Source organism: Corynebacterium sp., assembly GCF_030532195.1.
Classification (GTDB): domain Bacteria; phylum Actinomycetota; class Actinomycetes; order Mycobacteriales; family Mycobacteriaceae; genus Corynebacterium.
The window spans coordinates 202,857-227,469 of record NZ_JAUNLP010000001.1; the positions used below are offsets into that span (position 1 = coordinate 202,857).

Consider the following 24,613-nt stretch of genomic DNA (forward strand, 5'->3'; position numbering starts at 1 on the left):
TGTTCAGGACTACCTGAGGCCCAGATCAAAACTGAACATAGCCACCCAATCCCGGCGGCCATCCAAGCAATCCACTCTGCGGGCTGAGGTACTTTATGTTTAACCATATCTACAGTTCCTTTCCTGCATTAAAAACAGTGGTAGATGCCTCGCCCGTCACGCAGGAATTTGGCAACCGTGATATCGCGGCACGGCCTGAATTGCTGCCTCAATATAAACACGATCCGCGCCGGAATACTGGTTTCGGATGCGGCGTAGGTCGTAAACAAACTGTGTATCACACCAGCAGACTGCAGTACCCGCAGCCAGGCAGTTGTCGTGCCGCTTACATGCCTCGTCTGCTGAATTTACGGGGGCACCAGGACCCGAATTGTTCTTGCCACAATACCGCCATCTATTTAAGGGATTAGCGACTCGAGTTTGAGAATAGTCAGCTTCAGATTCGCCTATCACCATTTCGTTGTAGACCAATCCAACATCAATAATGTCTTTCTCAACCCTCGCAAGTGCAGCAGCCTTGGCATCGAACAATTTTGCTTTTCCGTTGTATGCAACGAATCGATCAATTGCAGCAGATATCTCGTGTTCAGTTGCGAACTTATCCCTTTCGTAAAACACACGACTCTCTGCGCTAGCGACTGCTGGAGTAAAAATCCCTAGGATTCCAACTACTAAGGCGCCTATCGCTTTTTAAAATTTTGAAACATTTCAAGCTCCTACCCAAACGGATAACATGTGTGGTCATGAACCCGCACTGTACGTATAGCATGCTGCTACACAAAGAGTAGGAGTTATGCAAAATATTCCTATTAATTACTTTTGCATGTGCCAAGGCGTTAGCTAGCTCCTATCTAATCTTGTCCTGCTGCACAGTTTCGGAAAACCACTGCCTCTAGATACGCCAAAAGCCCACGGGTGCACCAGCTAACTAAGCGCGCCCTGTGGGCTTCTTACTGCTAGATCAAACGTGGTTAGGGATCTGCGCGAAACGGAGCGGCAGCCGCTAGAGTCGCCTCACGCAACGCCGACACATCCGGACCGGCCTTCAAAATGGCACGAGAGATATTCGGCAGCGCCAGGGCTGACGACTCCCCTGCCAGACGTTCCACATCGGCCGGAGTGCCTCCTTGAGCGCCTAAACCGGGCATCAGGATAGGGCCGCGGAGGCCACCGAGCTCCGGTGCGTCGTCAAGCGTGGCGCCGACGACTACGCCGATACTGCCAGCGCTTGCGCCAGCCTCAATTTGGCGGGCATTAATTTCTGCTGCTTGATCGACCATCGTCTGCGCGAGAGTCGTGCCTGCAACACTTGCCTTCTGCACCGACGCACCCTCAGGATTCGACGTCGCGGCCAGTACAAATAGGCCACGGCCATTTTCCAGCGCCAGCGACACAGCCGGATCCAGTGCCCCGAAGCCGAGGTACGGAGACACCGTCAGAGCATCCGCCGCAAGCGGCGAGCCATCCGACAGCCACGCGTCGGCGTACGCTGCCATAGTCGAACCGATATCGCCACGCTTGGCATCGGCAATCGATAGCGCACCGGCATCCTTGAGATCCCGCAACGTGCGCTCCAGGACCGCAAAGCCCTTGGCACCGTAGGCCTCAAAAAACGCCACCTGAGGCTTGACGACGGACACAAGGTCGCCAAACGCCTCGACACACGTGGCAGCAAAGCGCTCCAAGCCCTCAGTGGAGTGTGGCAGACCCCACGCATCCAGCAACCCCGGATGCGGGTCGATGCCCACGCAGAGCCGACCGCGCTCGGCGACAACCTCACTAAGGCGGTCGCCGAAGCCCTTGACTGTATTCACTGTGGAATCTCCAGCCTGTGCGGTCATATTAGGCCTGTTCCTGAGCAGCGAGCTCTGCCGGGTGCAACTCCTGGAGGGCCTTGACACTCATTTCGCCGTTGCGCAGCGCCAAGATACCCTGCAGGGCGGCGACGGCACCTTGCGCGGTGGTCACGCAGGTGACTCCCTGGCTGACAGCTGCAGCACGAATCTCGTATCCGTCAGAGCGAGCGCCCGCGGAACCGGACGGAGTATTGATGATGATGTCAACCTCGCCATCGCGGATCATGTCGACGATGTCGCGGCCCTCTGCCGGTGCCTCTGCGTCAGTCGTGCGTTTAGCGACGACTTCACACTCGACACCGTTGCGGCGCAGCATTCCTGCAGTTCCTTCCGTGGCCAGGATGCGGAAGCCCATGCCGGCCAGTGAGAGAATCGGGAAGACCAGGGTGCGCTTGTCGCGGTTTGCCAGGGAGACGAACACAGTGCCCTCGGTCGGAAGCTCACCGAAGCCGGCCAGCTCGCCCTTGGCGAATGCGGCACCGAAGTTGTCGGCCAGGCCCATGACCTCGCCGGTGGACTTCATCTCCGGGCTCAGCAGGCTGTCGAGAGCACGGCCCTCGAAGTCGCGGAAGCGGTTGAACGGCAGGACTGCCTCCTTGACCGCAATCGGAGCGTCGGCCGGCAGCGAACCACCGTCGAAGTTGGACGGAATCATGCCCTCTTCGCGCAGCTCCGCGATGGTAGCGCCCATCATGATGCGAGAAGCAGCCTTGGACAGCTGGACAGAGGTTGCCTTGGAGACAAACGGCACCGTGCGGGATGCGCGTGGGTTGGCCTCGATGACGTAGAGGGTCTCATCCTTCAGTGCATACTGAACGTTCATCAGGCCCTTTACCCCGATGCCGTGTGCCAGTGCCTTGGTGGACTCGCGGACCTTGTCGATGATTCCGCTGGACAGAGTCATTGGAGGCAGTGCACACGCGGAGTCACCGGAGTGGATACCGGCTTCCTCAATGTGCTCCATAACGCCGCCGAGGTAGACCTCTTCCCCGTCGCACAGTGCATCGACGTCGATTTCGATGGCGCTGTCGAGGAAGCGGTCAACCAGCACTGGGTGCTCATTGGAAAGCTCGGTAGCGCGGTTGATGTAGTCTTCCAAAGTGGCCTCGTCGTAGACGATTTCCATGCCGCGGCCACCGAGGACGTAGGACGGACGAACCAGGACTGGGTAACCGATTTCAGCCGCAACCTTGCGAGCCTCCTCGAAGGAGGTAGCAGTGCCGAACTCCGGTGCTGGGAGGTTAGCTGCAGCCAGAACCTTGCCGAACTCACCACGGTCCTCGGCCAGGTCAATTGCCTCTGGGCTGGTGCCGACAATCGGCACACCGGCAGCCTGCAGGCGCTCAGCCAGGCCCAGCGGAGTCTGGCCACCGAGCTGGACGATGACACCGGCGACCGTGCCGGACTGGCTCTCAGCGTGGTAGACCTCCAGGACATCCTCGAAAGTCAGCGGTTCAAAGTAGAGGCGATCTGCGGTGTCGTAGTCAGTGGAGACAGTCTCCGGGTTGCAGTTGACCATGACGGTCTCGTAACCAACGCGGGACAGCTCCAGAGCAGCATGGACACAGGAGTAGTCAAACTCAATACCCTGACCGATACGGTTCGGGCCGGAGCCCAGGATGATGACCTTTTCCTTCTCGGTCTGCGGGGCAACCTCGGACTCAGCAGCCGGGTCGAGCTCGTATGCCGAGTAGTGGTACGGGGTCTTGGCCTCGAACTCAGCCGAGCACGTATCAACGGTCTTGAATACCGGGTGGATATTCAGGCGCCAGCGCAGTTCTCGAACGCCATCTTCGCCAGCCAGCTCAGGACGCAGCGCGGCAATCTGACGGTCGGACAGACCCCAGTACTTGGCCTCACGCAGCAAATCAGCGGTCAGCACCGGAGCGTCGATAAGCGCCTTGCGGATATCCTGCAGGTTTTCCATCTCGGCGATGAACCACGGATCCAGGCCGGAGGCCTCGTGGATCTGCTCAATGGAAGCACCCAGGCGCTGAGCCAGCTCAACATCGTAGATGCGGCCTTCGGTCGGGCGCTTCAAATCCTCGAGGACAGCGTTGACATCGCCCGCACGCTCGCCAGCGAAAACCTCATCCGGAACAGTCCAAAAACCGGCCGGCTTGTTTTCCAAAGAACGCATGACCTTGCCGAGGGCACCGATGTAGTTACGGCCGATAGCCATGGCCTCACCGACCGACTTCATGGTGGTGGTCAGGGTGTCATCAGCGCCCGGGAACTTCTCAAAGGCAAAGCGCGGAGCCTTGACAATGACGTAGTCCTGAACCGGCTCGAATGCGGCTGGGGTCTCACCGGTGATGTCGTTGGTGATCTCATCCAGCGTGTAGCCGATAGCCAGCTTGGCAGCGATCTTCGCGATTGGGAAGCCAGTTGCCTTGGAGGCCAGAGCGGAGGAGCGAGACACGCGCGGGTTCATCTCGATGGTGATGATGCGGCCGTCATCCGGGTTGATGGCGAACTGAATGTTGCAGCCGCCGGTGTCGACGCCGACCTCACGCAGAATGGCGATGCCCTGGTCACGCATGGTCTGGTACTCGCGGTCCGTCAGAGTCATCGACGGTGCGACGGTGACCGAGTCACCGGTGTGAACGCCAAGGGCGTCAACGTTTTCAATGGAGCAGACAACGACGACATTGTCATCGCCATCGCGCATGAGCTCGAGCTCAAACTCCTTCCAGCCGAGGATGGACTCCTCAATCAGAACATTGGCCTCTGGCGATGCTGCCAGGCCGCCGCCTGCAATGCGGTCGAGGTCCTCCTGGTTGAAGGCCAGGCCGGAGCCCAGGCCGCCCATGGTGAATGACGGTCGGACAACGACCGGCAAGCCCAGCTCAGCAACGGTCTCGTGGACTTCATCCATGTTGTGGCAGACGCGGGAGCGAGCGGACTCGCCACCAATCTTGGCCACGATGTCCTTGAACTTCTGGCGATCCTCGCCGCGCTGAATAGCCGGGATATCGGCACCAATCAGCTCGACGTTGTACTTTTCCAGGATGCCTTCGCGATCCAGCTTAATGGCCGCGTTCAGTGCGGTCTGACCACCGAGGGTTGCCAGGACAGCGTCAATCGGGTTGCCCTCTGCAGCTTCCTTGGCCAGGATCTTCTCGATGTACTTGGTTTCAATCGGCTCGATGTAGGTCGAATCCGCGAACTCCGGATCGGTCATAATCGTTGCCGGGTTGGAGTTGACCAGCGTGACGCGCAGGCCCTCCTCGCGCAGCACGCGGCACGCCTGAGTGCCGGAGTAGTCGAACTCGCAGGCCTGACCGATAACAATCGGGCCGGAGCCGATGACCAGTACGTGGTTGATGTCTGTACGACGTGGCATGGTGTTAGGTCCCTTAGCCCTTTCCTACTTGTTCGAGTTCTCGGTTGCGGACTTGTTGATATCGACCTTCTGGATCAGCTCCAGGAAGTCATCGAAGAGAGAGTGCGCATCGTGCGGGCCAGCAGCGGACTCCGGGTGGTACTGCACAGAGAAGGCCATGCCGTTCTTCAGTGCCACGCCCTCCACGACATCGTCATTAAGGCAGGTGTGCGTAACCTCTGCCTCGCCCCATGGCGTATCGATGCTCTCGCCGACCTTGCCGGACAGCGCGAAGCCGTGGTTCTGAGCGGTGATGAAAATGCGGCCGGTTCGGTGGTCCTTGACTGGAACGTTGACGCCGCGGTGACCGAAGACCAGCTTGTAGGTGTCCATGCCGAAAGCGCGGCCCAGAATCTGGTTACCGAAGCAGATACCGAACAGTGGCATACCGTCATCGAGTGCGGCCTTTGCCACTGCAACCATCTCATCAGCGGTTGCCGGGTCACCCGGACCGTTGGACATGAACACGCCGTCCGGCTGGTATTCCTTCTTAACTTCCTCGTACGGAGTGTTAGCCGGCACGACTACCACTTCCATGCCACGCTTAGCCAGCTCACGCGGGGTATTGGACTTAATACCGAGGTCATAGGCGACAACGCGTGCCTTCTTCTCCCCCTGCGCCTCTACCACGTAGGCCTCATCAGTGCTGACCTCGCGAGCCAGGTCCGCGCCCTTCATCGCAGGCTGTGCGCGAACAATTTCCAGCAGCTTATCGACGGGCTGCTGCGCGTCCTCGCCCGAGAAGATGCCTGCGGCAATCGAGCCGTTATCGCGCAGATGGCGAACCAGCGTACGAGTATCAATCTGACGGATACCGACGATGCCCTGAGCCTTCAGCTCATCTTCCAGGCTGCGCTTGGAGCGCCAGTTGGACGGAATGCGAGACAGGTCGCGAATAATAAAGCCAGCTGCCCAAATCTTGTCGCCGCGGGACTCATAGTCCTCATCGTTCCAACCTGTGTTACCAATCTGCGGCGCCGTGGCCACAATCAGCTGACGGTGGTAGGACGGGTCCGTCAGGGTCTCCTGGTAGCCGGTCATGGCGGTGGTGAAAACAGCCTCACCCAGGGTCGTGCCGGTGGCGCCAAAACCGCGTCCACGGAACACTCGGCCATCTGCCAGAACCAGCACGGCTGCCGTAGCGGCCGTGACCTGCGATTCGTTGCTCACGTTATTGCCTTTCAGTTGCGAAGCGTGCGAGGAATTTACATCAATCATACGGGACGCATGTGAATCTTTATGCGTTGACATGAATATTATCCAGCGACCTCTCCGTTGAGTGCGGTCACTTTGCCGCGCAGCACGGTAGCTGCCACAGAGACGGCCATCTCCATATCCTCATACGGAGTGTTCTCGGACTTGGAAGCCAAGTCCTCGCCGTGAACGGTCCACTTCTTACCGGGGTCAACGACAGTGAGGTTTGCCGGCTCGCCCACTGCAATCGGGCGACCGTGGCCTGGCAGCTTCACAATCTGTGCCGGACGCTCACTCATAACCTTGGCCAGCCAGCGCCAATCGCAGTCACCGGAGAGAACGAACTGCTCGGCGATAATCGGCAGCGAGGTCTCCAACCCCAGCATGCCCGGCTTGGCATGCTCGAACTCGCAGCACTTTTCTTCCGAGCCATGCGGTGCGTGGTCAGTGGCGACGCAGTCAATGGTGCCGTCAATCAGAGCCTGGCGAAGAGCCAGGGTGTCACGCTGTTCACGCAGCGGTGGGTTGACGCGGTAGACGCCGTCGTAAGTTTCCAACAGATCATCGGTGAGAATCAGGTGGTGCGGGGTGACCTCGGCGGTCAGCGGAATATCGTGTTCCTTGGCCCACTTAACCAGCTGGACGGTGCCCTCGGTGGATGCGTGGCAGATGTGCATACGTCCGCCGTAGTCGCGGGCCATGATGGCATCGCGAGCAACGATGGATTCCTCAGCAACGCGTGGCCATCCGGTGAGCCCCAGGCGTGCGGCATTTGGACCTTCGTGAGCGGAGGAGTCAGAGGTCAGGCGCGGATCTTCGCAGTGCTGAGCCAGCAGTACGTCTTCACCGCGGGCGTACTCAATAGCGCGGCGCATAATCAGCGGATTATCCACGCATTTGCCGTCGTCGGAGAACAGACGGACCTTCGCCTGAGAGTCAGCCATCATGCCAAACTCAGTCAGGGTTTCGCCCTTCAAGCCCTTAGTAATGGAGCCAACTGGGTGAATATCGCACAGGTTCAGAGCCTGGCCCTTCAGCCAGACCGATTCAGCAATCGATGGGGCATCAGTCACCGGTGCGGTGTTGGCCATGGTGAATACAGCGGTGAAGCCACCGCGGGCGGCAGCGGCAGAACCGGTAGCCAGCGTTTCGGTGTCCTCGCGGCCCGGCTCACGCAAGTGCACGTGAATGTCGACCAGACCTGGCAGCAGCACCAGCGAGTCGAACTCCAGGACCTCTGCCCCATCCTTGGCCGTGAGGTTCTCGCCAATCTCAGCGATAACGCCATCTTCAATCAGGACGTCTACATCTTCGCCCTCGCCGTAGGGGCGCACGCCCTTGAGCAGCAGCTGACCACGTGCGGACGCTGCCAGTGGGCCGACCTCTGGGTACGAGGCTTCGTCATACTCATTGTGATTCGACATTTATGCCTGTCCTTCCAAGTTGGCGGAAACACCAGCAGTCAGCAGCGTAAAGAGCACTGCCATCCGAACGTGAACACCATTGGCAACCTGCTGCAGCACTGCGGTGCGAGGCAGGTCAGCGACGGCGTCATTAATTTCCATGCCACGGAGCATCGGACCTGGGTGCATCACGATGCAATCGTCGCGAAGCATCTTCTCGCGGTCCTTCGACAGACCGTATCGAGCAGCGTACTCCCGGTGCGACGGGAAGAATCCGCCGTGCATGCGCTCCTGCTGAACGCGCAGCATCATCACTGCGTCAGCGTCGACAATTTCCGGCTCCATGCGGTGTGCGACGCGCACCGGCCAAGTCTCAACACCAAACGGCAGCAGCGTCGGCGGCGCGACAAAGACAACCTCAGCGCCGAGCTTGCTCAGCAGGTCAGCATTCGAGCGTGCCACACGCGAGTGCAAAATATCGCCGACGATGACGACCTTGCGCCCTTCGATTCCGCCGAGGCGCTGACGCAGTGTGACCGCATCGAGCAGTGCCTGCGTCGGGTGCTGGTGCTTGCCGTCACCAGCGTTAATGATTGACGGACCATTTCCGAACTCGCCGGTCCACTTTGCAATCAGCTGTGCGGCACCAGACGATGGGTGCCTGACGACGATGGCATCGCCGCCGATTGCATCCAGAGTCAGCGCGGTGTCCTTTAAGCTCTCGCCCTTCTTCACCGACGACGAAGAAGCCGAAATATTGATGACATCGGCGCTCATCCACTTACCAGCCGTCTCAAAGGACGAGCGGGTACGAGTGGAGTTCTCATAAAACAGGTTGTAGATGGTGCGACCGCGGAGCGTCGGCAGCTTCTTAATTTCCCGACCACGGATGACTTCCTTGAAGCGATCGGCCTCATCCATCAGGCCGATGATTTCATCCTTGGTCAGATCCGCAATGCTAATTAGATGCTTCACTTGTCCTCCGACCGAGTGAGAATAACTGCGTCACGGCCATCGAGTGCCTCTACAAGCACGTCAACGTCCTCATCGCGTGAAGTGGGCAAATTCTTACCGACATAATCGGCGCGAATTGGCAGCTGCCGGTGACCGCGGTCAACAAGGACAGCTAGTTGAATGATGCGCGGGCGACCAATGTCGCTAATGGCATCGAGTGCGGCGCGAATGGTACGGCCGGAAAAGAGAACGTCATCAACCAGGACGACGGTAGTGCCATCGATTCCATCATTGGGAATGTTGGTTGGCTGCAGGGCGCGGTGCGGGCCCTTGCGCAGGTCATCGCGGTAAAGGGTGATGTCCAGCGAGCCAGTCTCAGGGCGAATGCCGGAGAACTGCTCAATCAAATCTGCCAGCTTTTCTGCCAGCGGTACGCCACCAGAGGGAATGCCGAGCAGAACTACGCGTCCAGCCTTCGGGCTATCCAGCGCAGTCTTTTCAATAATTTGGTGCGCGATGCGCGCGATGGTACGCGAAACTTCATCTGCATTGAGCAGTTCAGTGGTTTGCGTCGTGCCTTCGCTCATCGTGACCTCCTTCCCCGCCTCTCAGTGCGGTCCGTTAAAGGATGTCTTGATATGTGTGTATTCACTTATTTCAGCCTGCACGCATGTACAAACTTCCGGAACCAGAATAGCACTGTTGCTTTAAATACAGCGAAACTCCAAGACCCCCGAAAAGGTCTTGGAGTTTCCTACTCAATGAGTTTTCAGTGCGTGCGCACCAACGCCTGGCTGCCGACAGTCGGCTATAGCGTTTAAGCCTCAGTCTTCCTTGGCCGACGCAGTCTCACTGCTAGCCACATCGGCTGCCACAAGCTTGGCGATTTCGCTCATATCCAGGCCGGTAATCTGGGCTGTCGCATCGGAGTCAGTAAGCGCCCTGTCAGCTTCCCTGTTGGCCTCAGCCTGCTCTTCAATAGCTTGGCTGAACTGCGATTCACCACTGGAAACGCTGACGGCGGAAGCTGCCAGACGAGCCTGGTCGGCAATCTTGGCCTCGGCATCGAGCACCGCGTTGATGTACGGCGCTGCTACATCAGTGGAGTACTCCGAAGCCAGCTCGACTCCCTCCACCACAGCGACGCGCGGCGGAACCTCAGAGTTGTAGAACAGCTCCCAGGTGGACAGACGCAAAATAGCGCGATCAACTGCCGGAATGCGGCGCAACGGCCACTCCTCCGTCAGGTACGACTTAATCGTGGAGTCAATGCCAATAATCTCGGCTGCCACACCACGCACAATTTGCTCGGTGTATTCCGCAATGGGGTTAACGTCGAGCTCAGGATTGCGAGCCATTTCCAGTCGCTCGTCGAGGAGCTCAACGACGTCCACACCGCGCTGCTCGGCCTCAAAAAGCAGGTCCACAGCACGACGACGCGCGCGGTAGCGTGCACCGTGACGCTTATAGTTCGGCTCGCGATGCCCGCTGGATTCCTGCGCGCTGGCGTTGTCGGCCGAATTGTGATCCTTATCAGTCATTGATGTGTGTGTATCGCTCTCAACAAAAAGTGGTGGGAAGAAATGACCTAGTAATTAGTGGTTGACGCGGGACAGGTAAGCGCCATTGCGGGTGTCGACCTTCAGGACATCACCGGTCTCAATGAACAGCGGAACCTGAATCTCAGCGCCAGTTTCCAGCGTTGCCGGCTTGGTACCACCGGTGGAACGGTCACCCTGCAGACCCGGATCGGTGTGCTCCACCTTCAGCTCAACGGAAACCGGCATCTCAGCGAAGAGCACGTTGCCCTCGTGGAAGGAAACCTGGCAAGTGGTCTCCGGCAGCAGGAACTTAGCGCCCTCTGGCATCTGAGCATCCAGAATGGAGATCTGGTCGTAGGTCTTGTCGTCCATGAATACGTAGCCTTCGCCATCGTGGTACAGGTACGTCATGTCACGGCGGTCAACGTTTGCCGTCTCAATCTTGACACCAGCGTTGAAAGTCTTGTCGACAACCTTGCCGGTGAGAACGTCCTTCAGCTTGGTACGCACGAATGCCGGACCCTTACCTGGCTTGACGTGCTGGAACTCCACGATCTGCTGAAGCTTGTTGTCGTGCTTGATAACTAGACCGTTCTTAAAATCTGCGGTGGTAGCCAACTAAACTCTCCTGAAATTGTTAAAAAGCGTCTCTGACGAAACCACGATACTCCGTATTTCATCGAGATGAAAAATAAAACGCCGCACCGCCAACGCGGTTTTGACACTGGTGTTATGCCCGCGGCTTGGGCAATTCCGTAATAATCTCCGGCTCGCCGTCGGTGACGATGAGCGTGTCTTCGATACGAACGCCACCGAATTCCGGAACGTAAATTCCCGGCTCAATGGTCAACGTCATACCTTCGACGAGCTCCCCCTTACCGGTGCGAGCGGCAAACGGCGCCTCATGAACCTCGATGCCCACACCATGTCCAGTGGAGTGCACGAAGTACTCGCCATAGCCAGCCTTTTCAATGATGTCTCGGCAAGCCGCATCGACATCAACCAACTTCGCACCAGGCACAGCGGCAGCAACACCCGCCAACTGCGCGTCCAACACGACGTTGTAAATCTCGCGCGACTTTGCCTCCGCCTGTTCCACACCAGCAATAATGCCAGCAGCCACATCCATCTTGTCGATAGCCGCCACCGTCTCTGCATCCGCCGCAAACAGCGTGCGGGTCATATCCGAGTTGTAGCCACCGGCGAAAGCACCAAAGTCGATAGTGACCAGATCCCCGGCCTCAATAACGCGGTCCTCCGCACCGTGATGCGGCTTCGCCGAATTCGGCCCCGAGGCCACAATCGTGTCAAAGCTCGGACGATCCGCCCCGTGCATACGCATGCGGTACTCCAGCTCCGCTGCCACCTCACGCTCAGTACGGCCAGCAACGACGATACCGTCGTGAAGCAAGTCCTCGAACGCGCGGACCGCGATGTCAGCGACGTGACGAAGTGCGACGAGTTCGGCATCGGACTTAAGCTCACGAAGCTTGGCGACGACCCCAGCGGTCGAGACCAGCTCGAGAGACTGCGGCCGTGCGTCGTTGAGAGCGTCGAAAGCCGACATGGTGAGGAATTCGGACTCGATTCCCAACTTGGCGATGTCCAGTCCGCGAGCTTGACCGAGAAGCGCGGTGCCGGTGTCGCGGGCGGTGAGCAACTCTACATCCGGAGCCTGCTTGCCCGCTTGCACGGTGTATCGACCATCGGTCGACAGCAGTGCCTTGCCGTTGGCGGCAATCAGCAGACCTGCATTGGAGCCGTGGAAACCAGTCAACCAGCCGACATGTGTCGGATCGACAGTGAGGAAGCCGTCGCAGCCGTGTTTCGGCAGTGCGTCAATCAGGGCTGCTCGACGAGCGACGTAGTCGGTTGTGGGGTTATTTGTCATAGTGTGCTGCTCACCCTTCTCAGTGCCATTGTGTAGCCATCAGTTCCACAACCGACGATAACGCCGGCCGCCAGTGGTGACAGGTAGGAGTGGTGACGGAACTCTTCGCGGGCATGAATATTTGAGATGTGTACCTCGTGGAAACCGGCTCCATCGGAGACCTCCGCAAGAGCGTCACGGAGTGCGACCGACGTATGAGTCAAGCCACCTGGGTTGATAATCACTGGCCATCCGTAATCAGCGGCCTCATGAACCCACTCGATCAACTGACCTTCATAGTTGGACTGGCGGCAGTCGACGACAACGCCGAGGTTCTTTGCCAAAGATTCCAGCTCGGCCTCGACATCCGCCAATGTGGTGGAGCCGTAGATGTCCGGCTGGCGCTTGCCCAGGCGGTCGAGATTGGGACCGTTGAGCACCAGTACGGTGGGTGCTACTGAGGTTGGTTCTGTAGCTGCGCGAAGAGTGGTCATGAGCGTGCGGACTCCTCTGATGCCTCGCGGCCATTGCTGCAGACCAGGTCGTAGGCCTGCTCGAGTTCAGTAATCTCTGGGCCTTCCAAGCGTGCGGTCTTGCCGGGTGCTTCCAAAATCACGAATCGAATGGCACCTTCACGGTTCTTCTTGTCCCTTGTCATGGCATCGTAGAGCTCCGAGAAGCGGTTTGCCTGATAGGTGGTTGGCAGACCAATCGACTCGAGAATTGCGCGGTGACGATCCACCAGAGGCTGATCGATGTGACCGGTGATCTTGGCCAGTTCAGCGACGAAAATCATGCCCACGGCCACTGCGTGACCATGGCGCCAGCGGTAGTTTTCAAAGTGCTCAATGGCATGCCCAAAGGTGTGGCCGTAATTGAGAATTTCGCGCAGGCCAGACTCCTTGAGATCCTCTGCCACAACACGCGCCTTGACTGCGATAGCGCGCTCCACCAGTTCCGGCAGATCGCCATCAACATCGAGGCATGCAGCCGGGTTAGCCTCGTAGAGGTCCAAGATCTTGGTGTCGGCGATGAAGCCGGCCTTAATAATCTCGGCCGAACCCGCAATGAGTTCTGCTTTCGGCAGCGTGCGCAGAACGTCGAGATCGCAGAAAACTGCGGTGGGCTCGTGGAATGCGCCGACCAGGTTCTTGCCTGCCGCAGTGTTGATGCCAGTCTTGCCGCCTACGGCAGCATCGACCATGCCAAGCAAGGTGGTTGGCACCTGGATGACCTTCACACCGCGCATCCAGGTGGCGGCAACAAAACCACCGAAGTCCGTGGCGGCGCCACCTCCGATTGCAATAACCGCGTCGCGGCGGCCAAGGCCGCGCTCACCGAACGTGTCCCAGACGGTTTCGGCGACGGTAAGTGTCTTGCCCTCTTCGGCATCCGGAATCTGAATGCTAAAGGCATCCAAGCCCTTGTCCTCTAGCGCCTTGATTACGCCAAAAGCCAGCTCTTGGACACTGCCCTGATGAATCACGGCAACCTGCGAAGCAAACGTCGCCGCTTCTGCAATCTGTTCGGTCAGGCCGTGTCCCATGGTCACTGTGTAGGGCGAGGGTCCGTCAACGCGGATAGTGCGGGTGGAGTTCATTGTCAGCCCCTGTCGTAAGTTACGTGTAATGAAAATATAAAACGCCTGCACAGGCAGGCGTTATTAGTGATTAAGCGTCGTCATCGCCCGCTTCATCGAGGTAGCTTAGGACTTCTGCTACCACGCGTTGTGGGGATCGCTCGTCCGAGCGCACCTTGAAGCTGGCTACTTCTTCGTAGTAAGCGCGCCGTGACTCATACAGTGCGCGGTAGTGAGCCTCTGGGTCTTCGGCCTGCAAAACAGGACGGGTGTTGTTGCCTGATGTGCGACGGACTCCCTCGGCAATACTGATTTCCAGGTAGACCACGTTATGCTCAGCCAAACGCTGTCTGGTCACCGGGGAAATAACGGCGCCGCCACCGAGCGAAACAATTCCCTCATGTGTCAGAGCTTCCGCCACAACTTCTTCCTCGAGTCGACGAAACTCGGGCTCGCCGAGCTCAGAGAAAACCTCACCACAGGGTTTTCCCATGCGTTGCTCAATCATTTCGTCAGTATCTGTCAAAGCCGTGCTCAGTGCGCGTGACAGCCGACGCGCAATGGTCGACTTTCCGGCTCCGGGAGGTCCCACCAGGACAATTGTTGGAACAGACATTCCCCTCGTATTACCCTTCTACGTTTTAAGCAGTCACGCTAGTTCCAAGTAAGGCGGCGTCGGGTCTGCTCCAGGTAGCCCTCAACGTTACGCTTTGTTTCCTCGAGGCTATCGCCACCGAACTTCTCCATCACGGCGCGCGCCAGTACAAGTGCGACCATGGCCTCAGCCACAACAGCACCTGCAGGCACTGCCACAACATCAGAACGCTGGTGGATAGCGGTCGCGGCTTCACCACTTGCCATGTCGACGGTCTTCAGTGCACGCGGTACCGTCGATATCGGCTTCATCGCGGCACGGACAACCAATGGCTGCGCATTGGTCATACCACCTTCAAGACCACCTGCACGGTTGGTCTCGCGGTCCACGCCATCTTCAGTGCGCACCATTTCGTCATGGGCTTCGGTGCCACGACGACGTGCCTCTTCAAAGCCATCCCCGATCTCGACGCCCTTGACCGACTGAATGCCCATCAGCGCGGCGGCGAGCTGAGAATCCAGGCGAGCGTCACCGGAGATATGCGATCCCAACCCAACGGGCAGGCCGTGGACAACGACCTCAACAATGCCGCCGAGGGTATCGCCCTGCTTCTTTGCAGTCTTGATTTCCTCGATCATGGACTCTTCGGCCGCAGCGGAAAATGCCCGTACCGGAGAGGCATCGATGGCGTCCAGGTCATCGATAGTCGGCAGTGGGCCTTCGTAGGGCTCCGAACGGCCGATAGAAACTACGTGGCTGACAACCTCCACGCCAAGGGTCTCGCGCAAGATCGAGCGAGCCACCACAGCAGCTGCCACACGAGCAGCGGTCTCACGCGCCGATGAGCGTTCCAGAATATTGCGCGCATCGGTGTGGTTGTACTTGCACATACCGTTGAAGTCAGCGTGCCCCGGGCGCGGACGCGTCAGAGTCGCACCGCGGGCGGTCTCCAACGCTTCCGGATCAACTGGATCCGGACTCATGACCTCAGTCCACTTTGGCCACTCAGTGTTGCCAATCATGATTCCGATTGGCGACCCCAGGGTTTCACCATGTCGGATGCCGGTCAGCAGGGTGACCTCATCAGCTTCAAACTTCATTCGCGCGCCACGGCCATAGCCCAGACGACGGCGCGCGAGGTGACGTGAAACTTCTTCTGTAGTGATGGGAAGCCCAGCGGGAGCGCCTTCAACGAGTGCAATCAGCGCTTTGCCGTGAGATTCACCGGCGGTAGTCCAACGAAGCATAGATATCATAATGTCACGTTTGCCTGCCTCAGTGTGTAATAGGGGGCACTCAAACAATAAATATGTCTCGTATTTCTCGCAGCTTGTCGGCCACACCGCGCCCGCTGACAACTACCCGGCAGCAATTGCCCACACCACCGCTACCGATGCCATCATCGCCGGGCCGTGCGCAATTGTCTTTCGACGCATCGCATCTATACGCGCTTGACGACGGCCCCCTGGCCCGGCCAGCAAAGAACTAGCGACGGCCACTACGAGCGTAAAAACCGCCGCCAGCACCACTGCGCAACATGTCCAAATTGCGGTCGCAGCTGGGGCACCAACAATAAGCCCAATTCCGCCGCCGAGCAGCGCAGCTAATTTTACGTCACCAGCGCCAATTGCTGTGGGCGATAACATAAACGGCAAAAAATAGATGGAAAACCACAGCACACTACCCAACGCCATAGGCATTACAGTGGCCATAACCAATGCGGTGTCGATGCCCGCCGATGTTGGGTAAGCCGCATTGGCAGGTACAGCGACAACTCCAATGAAAGCGCCGATAAAGAGAAGTGCTGCACCGCATGCGAGCCACCAATTGGGGAGCCGTCGATAAGCGAAATCGAGCCAACAGCCGTGTATGCCCCAAATAACGGCGCCGATATGTAGAGCGCCTATTCCCCACCCCATAAAACCGGCATTTTATCCGGTTTTGTACCCGTTAGCAGTTTTTACAATGGCAGTGCTGCCCTCATGGCTTCGACATCGGGAGTGCGGCCGGTGAATTGTTCAAACTGTCCGACTGCCTGATGGAGCAACATCGACAGGCCTCCGACGACCTGCGAGCCACGGCGCTCGGCGGCACTTACAAGCGGTGTCGGCCATGGGTCATAAATGACATCCAGAATTTTCGGAGCGCGCGCCAGGTAACCGGCGACTGATTCAATCGCGACGGAGGGCACGGTAGAGACCAGTACATCGGCGTTGCCGGCAATGTCCGCGAGATTTGGGGCATCAAAAGTGACCCACGCAAACTCCATCCCCAAAGCCGCAGCCAATGGTTCAATGTCGTATGCGCGCTTAGAGCGGGCCACCACAGTGACATGCTTTACACCGAGCTGAGACAGCGCCCAAAGAGCCGGCCGCGCCGTACCACCAGCGCCCACCACTATGGCCCGACCGCGCGGGGCATCCACGCAGTCAATCTCTCGCAATGCACCCAAAACACCATCGCCATCGGTGTTGTCGGCAAACCAGCCGGAGTCCGTGCGAACCAATGTGTTGGCTGAGCCAATAAGCGTTGCTCGGTCGCTGACTTCATCCGCGAAGTCCAGCGCTGCGAACTTGCCGGGCATCGTCACCGAAAACCCCTTGAAGCTGGAGTCTGCGTTACCCACTACGTCGGCAAGCGCTTCGGCGTCGCACCGAATGCGGTCGTAGTGCCAATCGTCCATCCCCGCCGCGCGGTAGGCGGCGTTATGAATTGCCGGTGAGTAGGAGTGCTCGATTGGATCTCCGAGCACAGCGGCGCGATGGGTAATGGACATTGGCTTCCCTCTCAGCTACAGGCAGTGGCGACTAGCGGTTGGAATCCAGCACGCCGTTTTCACGCGACTCGGCAATCGCCTGGTCGTGTTCTTCGAAGGTGGTGCTAAATACCGTGCGGCCGTCCTTATCCACGGTGACGAAGTACAGCCAGGTACCGTCAGCCGGGTTCTCCATCGCCTTAATTGCCTCAATGGAAGGCGAGGCAATCGGCGTATCCGGCAGGCCCTCCTTGGCGTAGGTGTTCCACGGGGTCACGCGGGCGCGATCTTCATCCGTCGTTGCAATCTCCTGATCCGGAAGATCGTAGTTGACTGTGGAGTCGAACTGCAGCTGCATATCCTCATCCAGGCGGTTGAGGATTACGCGGGCAACCTTGTCGAAGTCGCCATCCGGAGACTCCATCTGAATCAGGGATGCAGCGGTGATGAGCTCATACGGCGACAGCCCGACACTCTCTGCCGACGAGACCAAACCGGTGTCCTCGTAGTTCTTTACGGATTCCTTGACAAGCTTGGCAATCATTTCCTGTGCCGACAGCTGAGGGTCCAGGTGGTGAATACCAGGGGTAATCAATCCCTCGAGGCGGCGCGGGTCATTTCCACGAGCCGACACTGCGGCCCGCGCCCACTCCGGGACACCGAGTGCATCCAGGTCGGCTTCACCGGCAGCCTTTTCCAAATCTGCCTTGGAAACGCATTGATTGTCTTCCACGCAAGATGCCTCAGAAACGAGCGTAAAAATGCCCTTACGGACGTCCGAGGACGAGACAATGCGGGTGTCGGCGAATCGTGCACCAGTCGGGATGTCCACAGTGCCAATCTGGTTTTCGACATCCAGAAGTGCTGCCACCGCATCATCGGCGGACATGCGCTCCTGGAGGCGGTAGAAACCTGGCTGCAATTCGCTGGAATGAGTATTTTCGTTCGCGGCTTCGATGAAAGCCTGAGAAGATTTCACCACGTCACGCTCAACGAGCTTGTTCGACAAATCCGTCAGTGACGTGCCATCAGCAACCTCAACGACTGTAACCGGTCCCATGGCGTTGCCATCGTAGTCGTCCACGATGCCACCTCGTTTCCAGACAAGTCCGATAACGGCGACGATTAATACGCACAGCACGATTGAGGTGACATTGATTGCCAAAGCCGTTTGCCGGTGACGAACTCTAGGCTTTGCACCACCGCTACGAGCACGAGCGCGGGTGGGGTTCGTTCCGCTGCTCTCAGTGCGGCGCGCAGTCTGCGCGTCTTTACTCATCTATAAACTCCTCGGACGCGAACGTGCCCCGCACAATAGCCCGGAACTATTGCGTGCAGACTTCGGTGGAGATTGTCACAGAAATCCACAAAGCGGAAACAAATTCACCATTACTCATAACCGCAGCCCTCATACGCGCTAGACGTAGTTAGGCATTACACACTTAATAATTGCGCAAAACAGGCTCAATTGTCACCTTTTGGTAACTTTGGCGTGTTCACCTAACCCTGTTCTTTAAGCGCCTTATTGCGTCGATCAAGCCACGACTGCAAAATCTCGACGGCAGCGGCTTGGTCGATAACCTTCCGTCCGGACTTCACATCAATGCCTGCGTCATGCAGACGAGACTGCGCCATAACGGTGGTCATGCGCTCGTCTGCGTAGTGCACAACGACATCGTCGCCCAAGCGCCGCTTGAGCCGAAAGCCAACGTCAGTGGCTTTTCGAGCCGACGTCCCAAAAGATCCGTCAAGCATGAGCGGCATGCCAACGACGATTTCAACAACCTCGTATTCGGTTGCCAACTCCACCAGTCGATCAATGTCCGGGCCGTCAGGATCCTTGCGCCCTGTAGCCCGCGCCACTGTTTCTACCGGAGTTGCCAGGATGCAATAGGGATCTGACACGGCCACACCGACGCGGACATCACCGACATCGATACCGAGCCTTCTCCCCCGACCGGGGTCATCCATTCCGGGGATATCAATCCAAGGCTTCGCCATTGCTGCCGCTCCTGTGACTTACTGCAACTCGTTTTCGACTGCAGCCAGCGCTGCGTCGATACCGGAGGCGTCCGAACCGGAACCCTGAGCCATAGCTGGCTTTCCGCCGCCCTTGCCGCCGACCTTGGCGCCCATGAGCTTGACCAGGTCGCCAGCCTTGATGCCACGGTCAACAGCCTGCTCGGAAACCGAGACCACAAACGGGACCTTGGCACCGGCGTCGGAGATAAGCGCAATGACGCTCGGACGATCAGCAAGACGCTTCGACAGGTCGTTAGCCAGCGAGCGGATATCCTTCATCTCCGTGCCGTCGGGAAGCTTCAGGCCGAGGTAAGTGACATCGCCAATCGTGCGTGCGGACTCCAGGTGAGATGCCGCGTTGGCCAGCAGCTGGCTCGCCTTGTAGTCAGCCAGCTGCTTCTCGGTAGCCTTGAGCTTTTCAGCCAGCGCTGCGATGCGATCTGGCAGCTCGGCCGACGGAGCCTTGAACTCAGTGGCCAGGCGCTCGGCCAACAGTCGCTCAGTGGACAGGTAGCGGAAGGAATCCATACCCGAGTAAGCCTCGATGCGGCGCACACCGGAGCCGACGGAGGACTCACCAAGCACTGCCACCGGACCAATCTGCGAAGAGTGCGATACGTGAGTACCACCGCACAGCTCGATCGAGAACGGTCCACCGATTTCAACGACGCGGACAATATCGCCGTAGTTTTCGTTGAACAGAGCCATAGCACCGGTGGCCTTGGCTTCCTCCAACGGCATTTCGGCGGTGTTGACAGCCCAGTCGTTGTCCACGGCCTCGTTTGTGATCTGCTCAATCTGGCGCAGCTGATCAGGTGTGAGCTGCTCGCCATACTTGAAGTCAAAGCGCAGGTAGCCCGGCTTATTCATAGAGCCAGCCTGGGTTGCAGTATCGCCGAGAACCTGGCGCAGAGCTGCGTGGATAAGGTGCGTTGCCGTGTGAGCCTGGCGAGCTCCATGGCGCCACTGCTCATCCACAAGCGCCTCAGCGGAGACGCCTGGGGTGAATTCACCGGCGGTGACAATGCCCTTGTGCAGCCAGAGCTTCTTGCCGACCTTCTGCACGTCGTTGACGTGGACAACAGCGCCGGAATCGGTGACGATACGTCCGCGGTCAGCCAGCTGGCCGCCGGCCTCAGCGTAGAGCGGAGTGCGGTCAAGAATGACCTCAATCTCATCGCCCTCGGCAGCAAATGCCTGCTTTTCGCCACCGGCAACGATGCCGAGAATCGTGGCTTCGTCTGCCAAGCGGTCATAGCCGGTAAACGACGTCGGATGCTCGTCGAGGAACTCGCGGTAGACGTGCAGGTCCGTGTGGGACTGCTTCTTAGCCTGGCTATCGGCCTTAGCGCGGGCCTTCTGCTCTGCCATCTCGCGATCGAATTCCTCGCGGTCGATGGTTAGCCCCGCTTCCTCGGCCATCTCGATGGTCAGGTCGATTGGGAAGCCGTGGGTGTCGTGCAGGGTGAAGGCATCGTGACCGGACAGGACAGTCTTACCCTCGGCCTTAGCCTTGGAAGCCGCCCGAGAGAACAGCTCTTCACCAGCGGAAAGAGTCTTGGTGAATGCCTTCTCCTCAGCAACTGCAACGCGGCGGATGCGGTTCCAGTTCTCAGCGATTTCCGGGTAGGACGGCGTCATGGTCTCGGCAGCGACACCGATCAGCTTCTCCAGAACCGGGCCCTTGGCGCCCAGCAGGCGAGCCGAGCGGATAATGCGACGGAGCAGACGACGCAGAATGTAGCCGCGGTCGGAGTTCGACGGGGTGACACCGTTGAGCATCAGCATCAGGCCAGTACGGCTGTGGTCAGCAATAACGCGGAAGCGAATATCGTCCTGCTGGTTCGAGTTGTACTTCGAACCGGTCAGCTTTTCCGCTTCGTCGATAACCGGACGCAGCAGATCGGTCTCGTAGACATTGTCGACTCCCTGCAGCAGGAATGCCACGCGCTCAATGCCCATACCGGTATCGATGTTCTTCTTCGGCAGCGGGCCCAGAATCTCAAAGGAGTCCTTTCCCGTACCCTCGCCGCGCTCATTCTGCATGAACACGAGATTCCAAATCTCGATGTAACGATCCTCGTCGGCCTCCGGGCCGCCCTCAGCACCGTATTCTGGGCCGCGGTCGTAGAAAATCTCCGAGCACGGGCCGCACGGACCGGGAACGCCCATGGACCAGTAATTGTCGGCCATGCCACGACGCTGAATGCGCTCTTCCGGCACCCCGACCTTGTTGTGCCAAATATCGTGAGCCTCATCGTCGTCGAGGTAGACGGTCACCCACAGTTTCTCGGCCGGGATACCGTAACCGCCGTCTTCCACGGAGCTAGTCAGCAGGCTCCAAGCGTGGGTAATGGCACCTTCCTTGAAGTAATCGCCGAAGGAGAAGTTACCCGCCATCTGGAAGAAGGTGTTGTGGCGAGTAGTAATGCCGACTTCCTCAATATCCAGGGTGCGCACGCACTTCTGAATGGACGTAGCGGTGGAAAACTCCGGAGTCTCGTTGCCGAGGAAGTATGGCTTGAACGGCACCATGCCGGCGTTGACGAACAACAGGTTCGGATCATCCAAAACCAGGGAGGCACTGGGGACCTCGGTGTGTCCCGCCTTGACGAAATGCTGGATAAAGCGATTTCGAATCTCATGAGTCTGCACGGTGTTCTAATTCCTCGTTTCACGTCGAGCGTCCGAGATGTTTAATACAAAACTAGCAGTCTACCCGCTTAGTTCGAGCAAGTTTAAACCCACCCCGCCGAGTCCGAAGCAATGAGCTTTTCCCCTCGGCACCACGCTTGCCACTCCTACTTTGCGTTACGACGATTGCCTCTGACAATCCTTCGAATCCGGCCTAGGTAATCCGCCATGCCATTTTCCCGGCCGTGATTGGACGGAACAAAGTAGTCGGTACCAACAAGCTGGTCCGGTGGGTACTGCTGCGCCACCACCCCCATCGGATCATTGTGGGGATAGACGTAGTCGACCGCATGGCCCAAGTCCTTGGCACCGCTGTAATGGCCATCGCGCAGGTGCGGCGGCACAGGTCCCGCCTTGCCTTGGCGCACATCTTTGAGAGCCGAATCAATGGCGTTTATCACCGAATTCGATTTCGGCGCCGTGGCCAGATGAATTGTCGCCTGCGCCAACGTCAGCCGCGCCTCTGGCATGCCAATCATCGCAACTGCCTGCGCGGCAGCCACCGCAGTTTGCAGCGCGGTCGGATCAGCCATACCGATGTCCTCGCTTGCCAAAATAATGATGCGCCGAGCAATAAACCGCGGGTCTTCCCCACCCTCAATCATGCGGGCCAGATAATGCAGCGCAGCATCCACGTCGGAACCTCGCACCGACTTAATAAACGCACTGGTGACATCGTAGTGCTGATCCCCATCGCGGTCGTATCGAACCACGGCTCGGTTAATAGATGCCGACAACGTCTCCGCGCTGATTGTGCCACCATCAGCGACCGCTTCTGCCGCGGCCTCCAAATAGGTCAGCGAACGACGAGCATCGCCCGAGGCCAGCGCAATAAGCTGCCCGCGTGCCTCATCCGACATAGCCACACGCCCAGCCAGACCACGTTCATCGACCAAGGCACGGTCAATAAGCGTGCCGACGGCGTCATCATCCAGCGGATGCAACTGCAAGAGCAACGAGCGGCTGAGCAGCGGGGAAACAACGGAAAACGATGGGTTTTCCGTCGTTGCTGCCACCAGCAGCACAATGCGGTTTTCCACCGCTCCCAGAAGAGCATCCTGTTGAGTCTTGGAAAAACGATGGACTTCGTCGATGAAAAGGACCGTCTGGACGCCGTCATTGATCAGTGTGCGACGAGCCGTTTCAATGACAGCGCGAACTTCCTTCACACCAGCATTAAGCGCCGATAGTGCCTCGAAATGGCGGCCAGTCGCGGAAGAAATCAGGCTGGCTAGAGTCGTCTTTCCCGTCCCGGGTGGGCCAAAGAGAATGACGGAGGTATCACCGCCGCCGTCGACAAGCCTGCGAAGTGGCGTGCCTGGGCCGAGCAAGTGATCTTGCCCCACAACCTCATCGAGATTGCGTGGTCGCATCCGCACTGCCAGCGGCGCATGGGCACCGGGATGAAAATAGGTCTGCGCATCCGAACTGGAGCTATTTCCCACTGCTGAGTTCTTTTTCGCAGCCGAGCTGGGCACCGAAGGCTCGTCGAAAAGCGCGGGCTCGGAGTCGGCGGAGCTGCGATTTACACCACTCGATGGGACTTGATCCGGGTCCGCCACTGCTTCTACTCCTCTTCGTTTTCGAGAAACTCGATAACCGTGTGCGCGAATTGCTCGAGCTCTACAGCGCGGTCGTCGTCGCACTTTTGCGCGAATTGAGCGACGGCACGCGCGGTGTTGGCCATGTCGCGTCGCTCCAACGCCGAGCCTCCGAGCTGGGGTTTCAGATCGGAGCGGTCTTCATGGTCCACCCACAGTGCTTCCATGGGCGAGCCGAAGAACACGACCGTTGCTGAAATGAACAACCAGCCTACGAGTGCCGCTGCAATGAAGGCAAGCAGTCGGCGCTCATCGGTGCCGCGATACCACTGGTCGCGAATCTCCTCAATCCAAGCGCGAATGAAGACATCGACTTCCGCCTCCGTAGGGCGCTCCACAAAGACATGCAGCGGGAAGCCGGCAACAACGCTTGCGACATCAAAGAGCACATCTCGGTATCCGGCCCATTCGTAGTCGAGGAACTGGACTTTGTCGGCCAGCAGGATATTGTCAGGCGCCAGGTCAAATGGAGTAAAAGCGCGGTGCGTGCCCTTTTCAATCCGACGAGCAGCGTCTGCTCCAAACGAACGCACCGCGTCGGGAACGGCAATTCCAGAGCCCTCAAAAGCACGGATTCCAAAGTCAATCGCGTCGACGATGCCCTTATCGCGCGCGTAGAGAGACTCGCCCTTGACCTTGTTCTTGGTCCACAGCCGACGGCGCAGAGTTTCAAAGCCCTCTTCACGGGTGTGCGTATGAATGTGCATACGCCCCAACGAGGCGCCAAGTCCGCGGAATGCCCGAAGGCGGCGCTCTTCATCGCCGCTGATAAGAACATCGGCCAACGTATCGACCACGCCGACATCACTCAGGACCAGCAACTGCCTGGATACGTCATACGCGAGCAGCTGTGGGCCCGGGCGAACGTCGTCAGGCAGTGTGTTGAGGAACTGGTATGCCACTACCTCACGCAGGACGGCGGGGTCGATGCCCTCCGAGGCTGCGGGCATTTGCTTGACGACGGCGGTGCGCTCCTGCATGAACGGATTTGACCCGACTCGGACACGCACCACCAGGGCATTTGACTGGCCTGCAAGGATTTCGGGTTCAGACAGATTAGGTTTGCCGCCAAAGCGTGCTGACAGCAATTGTTCTGCGTCGGCTACGACTTGCTGCACAGCTTTTTCGTCGTCGTCCGAGTACTCCATTGAATGCCCTTTCAAT

At 58.5% G+C, this 24,613-nt stretch carries 19 protein-coding genes and 1 pseudogene; all 20 read right to left on the reverse strand.

From position 1 onward, the window contains the following. Positions 1–971: 971 nt before the first annotated feature. The 20 genes and pseudogenes from pyrF to Q4E11_RS00955 all read right to left on the reverse strand — a co-directional run bounded on the left by pyrF (position 972) and on the right by Q4E11_RS00955 (position 24,597). On the reverse strand, positions 972–1,841 hold the full coding sequence (pyrF, locus tag Q4E11_RS00860; RefSeq protein WP_303162793.1) for an orotidine-5'-phosphate decarboxylase: 870 nt from the start codon (positions 1,839–1,841) through the stop codon (positions 972–974). Between the two features lies 1 nt (position 1,842). Beyond that, a complete protein-coding gene (carB, locus tag Q4E11_RS00865) occupies positions 1,843–5,202 on the reverse strand; it encodes a carbamoyl-phosphate synthase large subunit (RefSeq protein WP_303162795.1) in 3,360 nt (1,119 codons plus the stop codon). Between the two features lie 24 nt (positions 5,203–5,226). Then, positions 5,227–6,492 (reverse strand): glutamine-hydrolyzing carbamoyl-phosphate synthase small subunit, encoded by a 1,266-nt coding sequence (gene carA, locus Q4E11_RS00870; RefSeq protein WP_303162796.1) that lies wholly within the window; start codon positions 6,490–6,492, stop codon positions 5,227–5,229. 5 nt (positions 6,493–6,497) lie between these two features. After that, on the reverse strand, positions 6,498–7,859 hold the full coding sequence (locus tag Q4E11_RS00875; protein ID WP_303162797.1) for a dihydroorotase: 1,362 nt from the start codon (positions 7,857–7,859) through the stop codon (positions 6,498–6,500). Then, positions 7,860–8,813 (reverse strand): aspartate carbamoyltransferase catalytic subunit, encoded by a 954-nt coding sequence (locus Q4E11_RS00880; protein ID WP_303162798.1) that lies wholly within the window; start codon positions 8,811–8,813, stop codon positions 7,860–7,862. It abuts the gene before it with no gap. Beyond that, the gene (gene pyrR / locus Q4E11_RS00885) at positions 8,810–9,379 is read right to left on the reverse strand and encodes a bifunctional pyr operon transcriptional regulator/uracil phosphoribosyltransferase PyrR (protein WP_303162799.1); all 570 of its coding nucleotides are present in this window, start codon (positions 9,377–9,379) and stop codon (positions 8,810–8,812) included. Before pyrR ends, Q4E11_RS00880 begins: the two co-directional genes overlap by 4 nt. 456 nt (positions 9,380–9,835) lie before the next feature. Next, positions 9,836–10,333 (reverse strand): annotated as a pseudogene (nusB, locus tag Q4E11_RS00890) (transcription antitermination factor NusB); the annotation flags it as partial. A 54-nt stretch (positions 10,334–10,387) separates the two neighbouring features. After that, positions 10,388–10,951 carry an elongation factor P gene (efp, locus tag Q4E11_RS00895; RefSeq protein ID WP_303162800.1) on the reverse strand — a complete coding sequence of 188 codons (564 nt, stop codon included), beginning with the start codon at positions 10,949–10,951 and terminating at the stop codon, positions 10,388–10,390. 112 nt (positions 10,952–11,063) lie between these two features. After that, positions 11,064–12,224 (reverse strand): Xaa-Pro peptidase family protein, encoded by a 1,161-nt coding sequence (locus tag Q4E11_RS00900; RefSeq protein ID WP_303162801.1) that lies wholly within the window; start codon positions 12,222–12,224, stop codon positions 11,064–11,066. Beyond that, positions 12,221–12,697, reverse strand: coding sequence for a type II 3-dehydroquinate dehydratase (gene aroQ / locus Q4E11_RS00905; RefSeq protein ID WP_303162802.1), 477 nt, complete (start codon positions 12,695–12,697; stop codon positions 12,221–12,223). The genes Q4E11_RS00900 and aroQ overlap by 4 nt, the downstream gene beginning before the upstream one ends. Then, positions 12,694–13,803, reverse strand: coding sequence for a 3-dehydroquinate synthase (gene aroB / locus Q4E11_RS00910; protein ID WP_303162803.1), 1,110 nt, complete (start codon positions 13,801–13,803; stop codon positions 12,694–12,696). Before aroB ends, aroQ begins: the two co-directional genes overlap by 4 nt. A 70-nt stretch (positions 13,804–13,873) precedes the next feature. Further along, positions 13,874–14,398 carry a shikimate kinase gene (locus tag Q4E11_RS00915; RefSeq protein WP_303162804.1) on the reverse strand — a complete coding sequence of 175 codons (525 nt, stop codon included), beginning with the start codon at positions 14,396–14,398 and terminating at the stop codon, positions 13,874–13,876. Between the two features lie 38 nt (positions 14,399–14,436). After that, entirely contained in the window at positions 14,437–15,624 is a 1,188-nt protein-coding gene (gene aroC / locus Q4E11_RS00920; protein WP_303162805.1) for a chorismate synthase, read from the reverse strand. Between the two features lie 111 nt (positions 15,625–15,735). After that, on the reverse strand, positions 15,736–16,296 hold the full coding sequence (locus tag Q4E11_RS00925) for a prepilin peptidase (protein ID WP_303162806.1): 561 nt from the start codon (positions 16,294–16,296) through the stop codon (positions 15,736–15,738). 41 nt (positions 16,297–16,337) lie between these two features. Further along, the gene (locus Q4E11_RS00930; protein ID WP_303162807.1) at positions 16,338–17,153 is read right to left on the reverse strand and encodes a shikimate dehydrogenase; all 816 of its coding nucleotides are present in this window, start codon (positions 17,151–17,153) and stop codon (positions 16,338–16,340) included. A gap of 31 nt (positions 17,154–17,184) precedes the next feature. After that, positions 17,185–18,411 carry an endolytic transglycosylase MltG gene (gene mltG / locus Q4E11_RS00935; RefSeq protein WP_303162808.1) on the reverse strand — a complete coding sequence of 409 codons (1,227 nt, stop codon included), beginning with the start codon at positions 18,409–18,411 and terminating at the stop codon, positions 17,185–17,187. 221 nt (positions 18,412–18,632) lie between these two features. After that, positions 18,633–19,133, reverse strand: a complete 501-nt coding sequence (gene ruvX / locus Q4E11_RS00940) for a Holliday junction resolvase RuvX (protein WP_303162810.1) — start codon at positions 19,131–19,133, stop codon at positions 18,633–18,635. 18 nt (positions 19,134–19,151) lie between these two features. Further along, positions 19,152–21,809 carry an alanine--tRNA ligase gene (alaS, locus tag Q4E11_RS00945; RefSeq protein ID WP_303162811.1) on the reverse strand — a complete coding sequence of 886 codons (2,658 nt, stop codon included), beginning with the start codon at positions 21,807–21,809 and terminating at the stop codon, positions 19,152–19,154. 146 nt (positions 21,810–21,955) lie between these two features. Next, entirely contained in the window at positions 21,956–23,410 is a 1,455-nt protein-coding gene (locus Q4E11_RS00950) for a replication-associated recombination protein A (RefSeq protein WP_303162812.1), read from the reverse strand. A gap of 5 nt (positions 23,411–23,415) precedes the next feature. Next, positions 23,416–24,597, reverse strand: coding sequence for a phosphotransferase family protein (locus Q4E11_RS00955; RefSeq protein ID WP_303162814.1), 1,182 nt, complete (start codon positions 24,595–24,597; stop codon positions 23,416–23,418). Positions 24,598–24,613 lie beyond the last annotated feature (16 nt).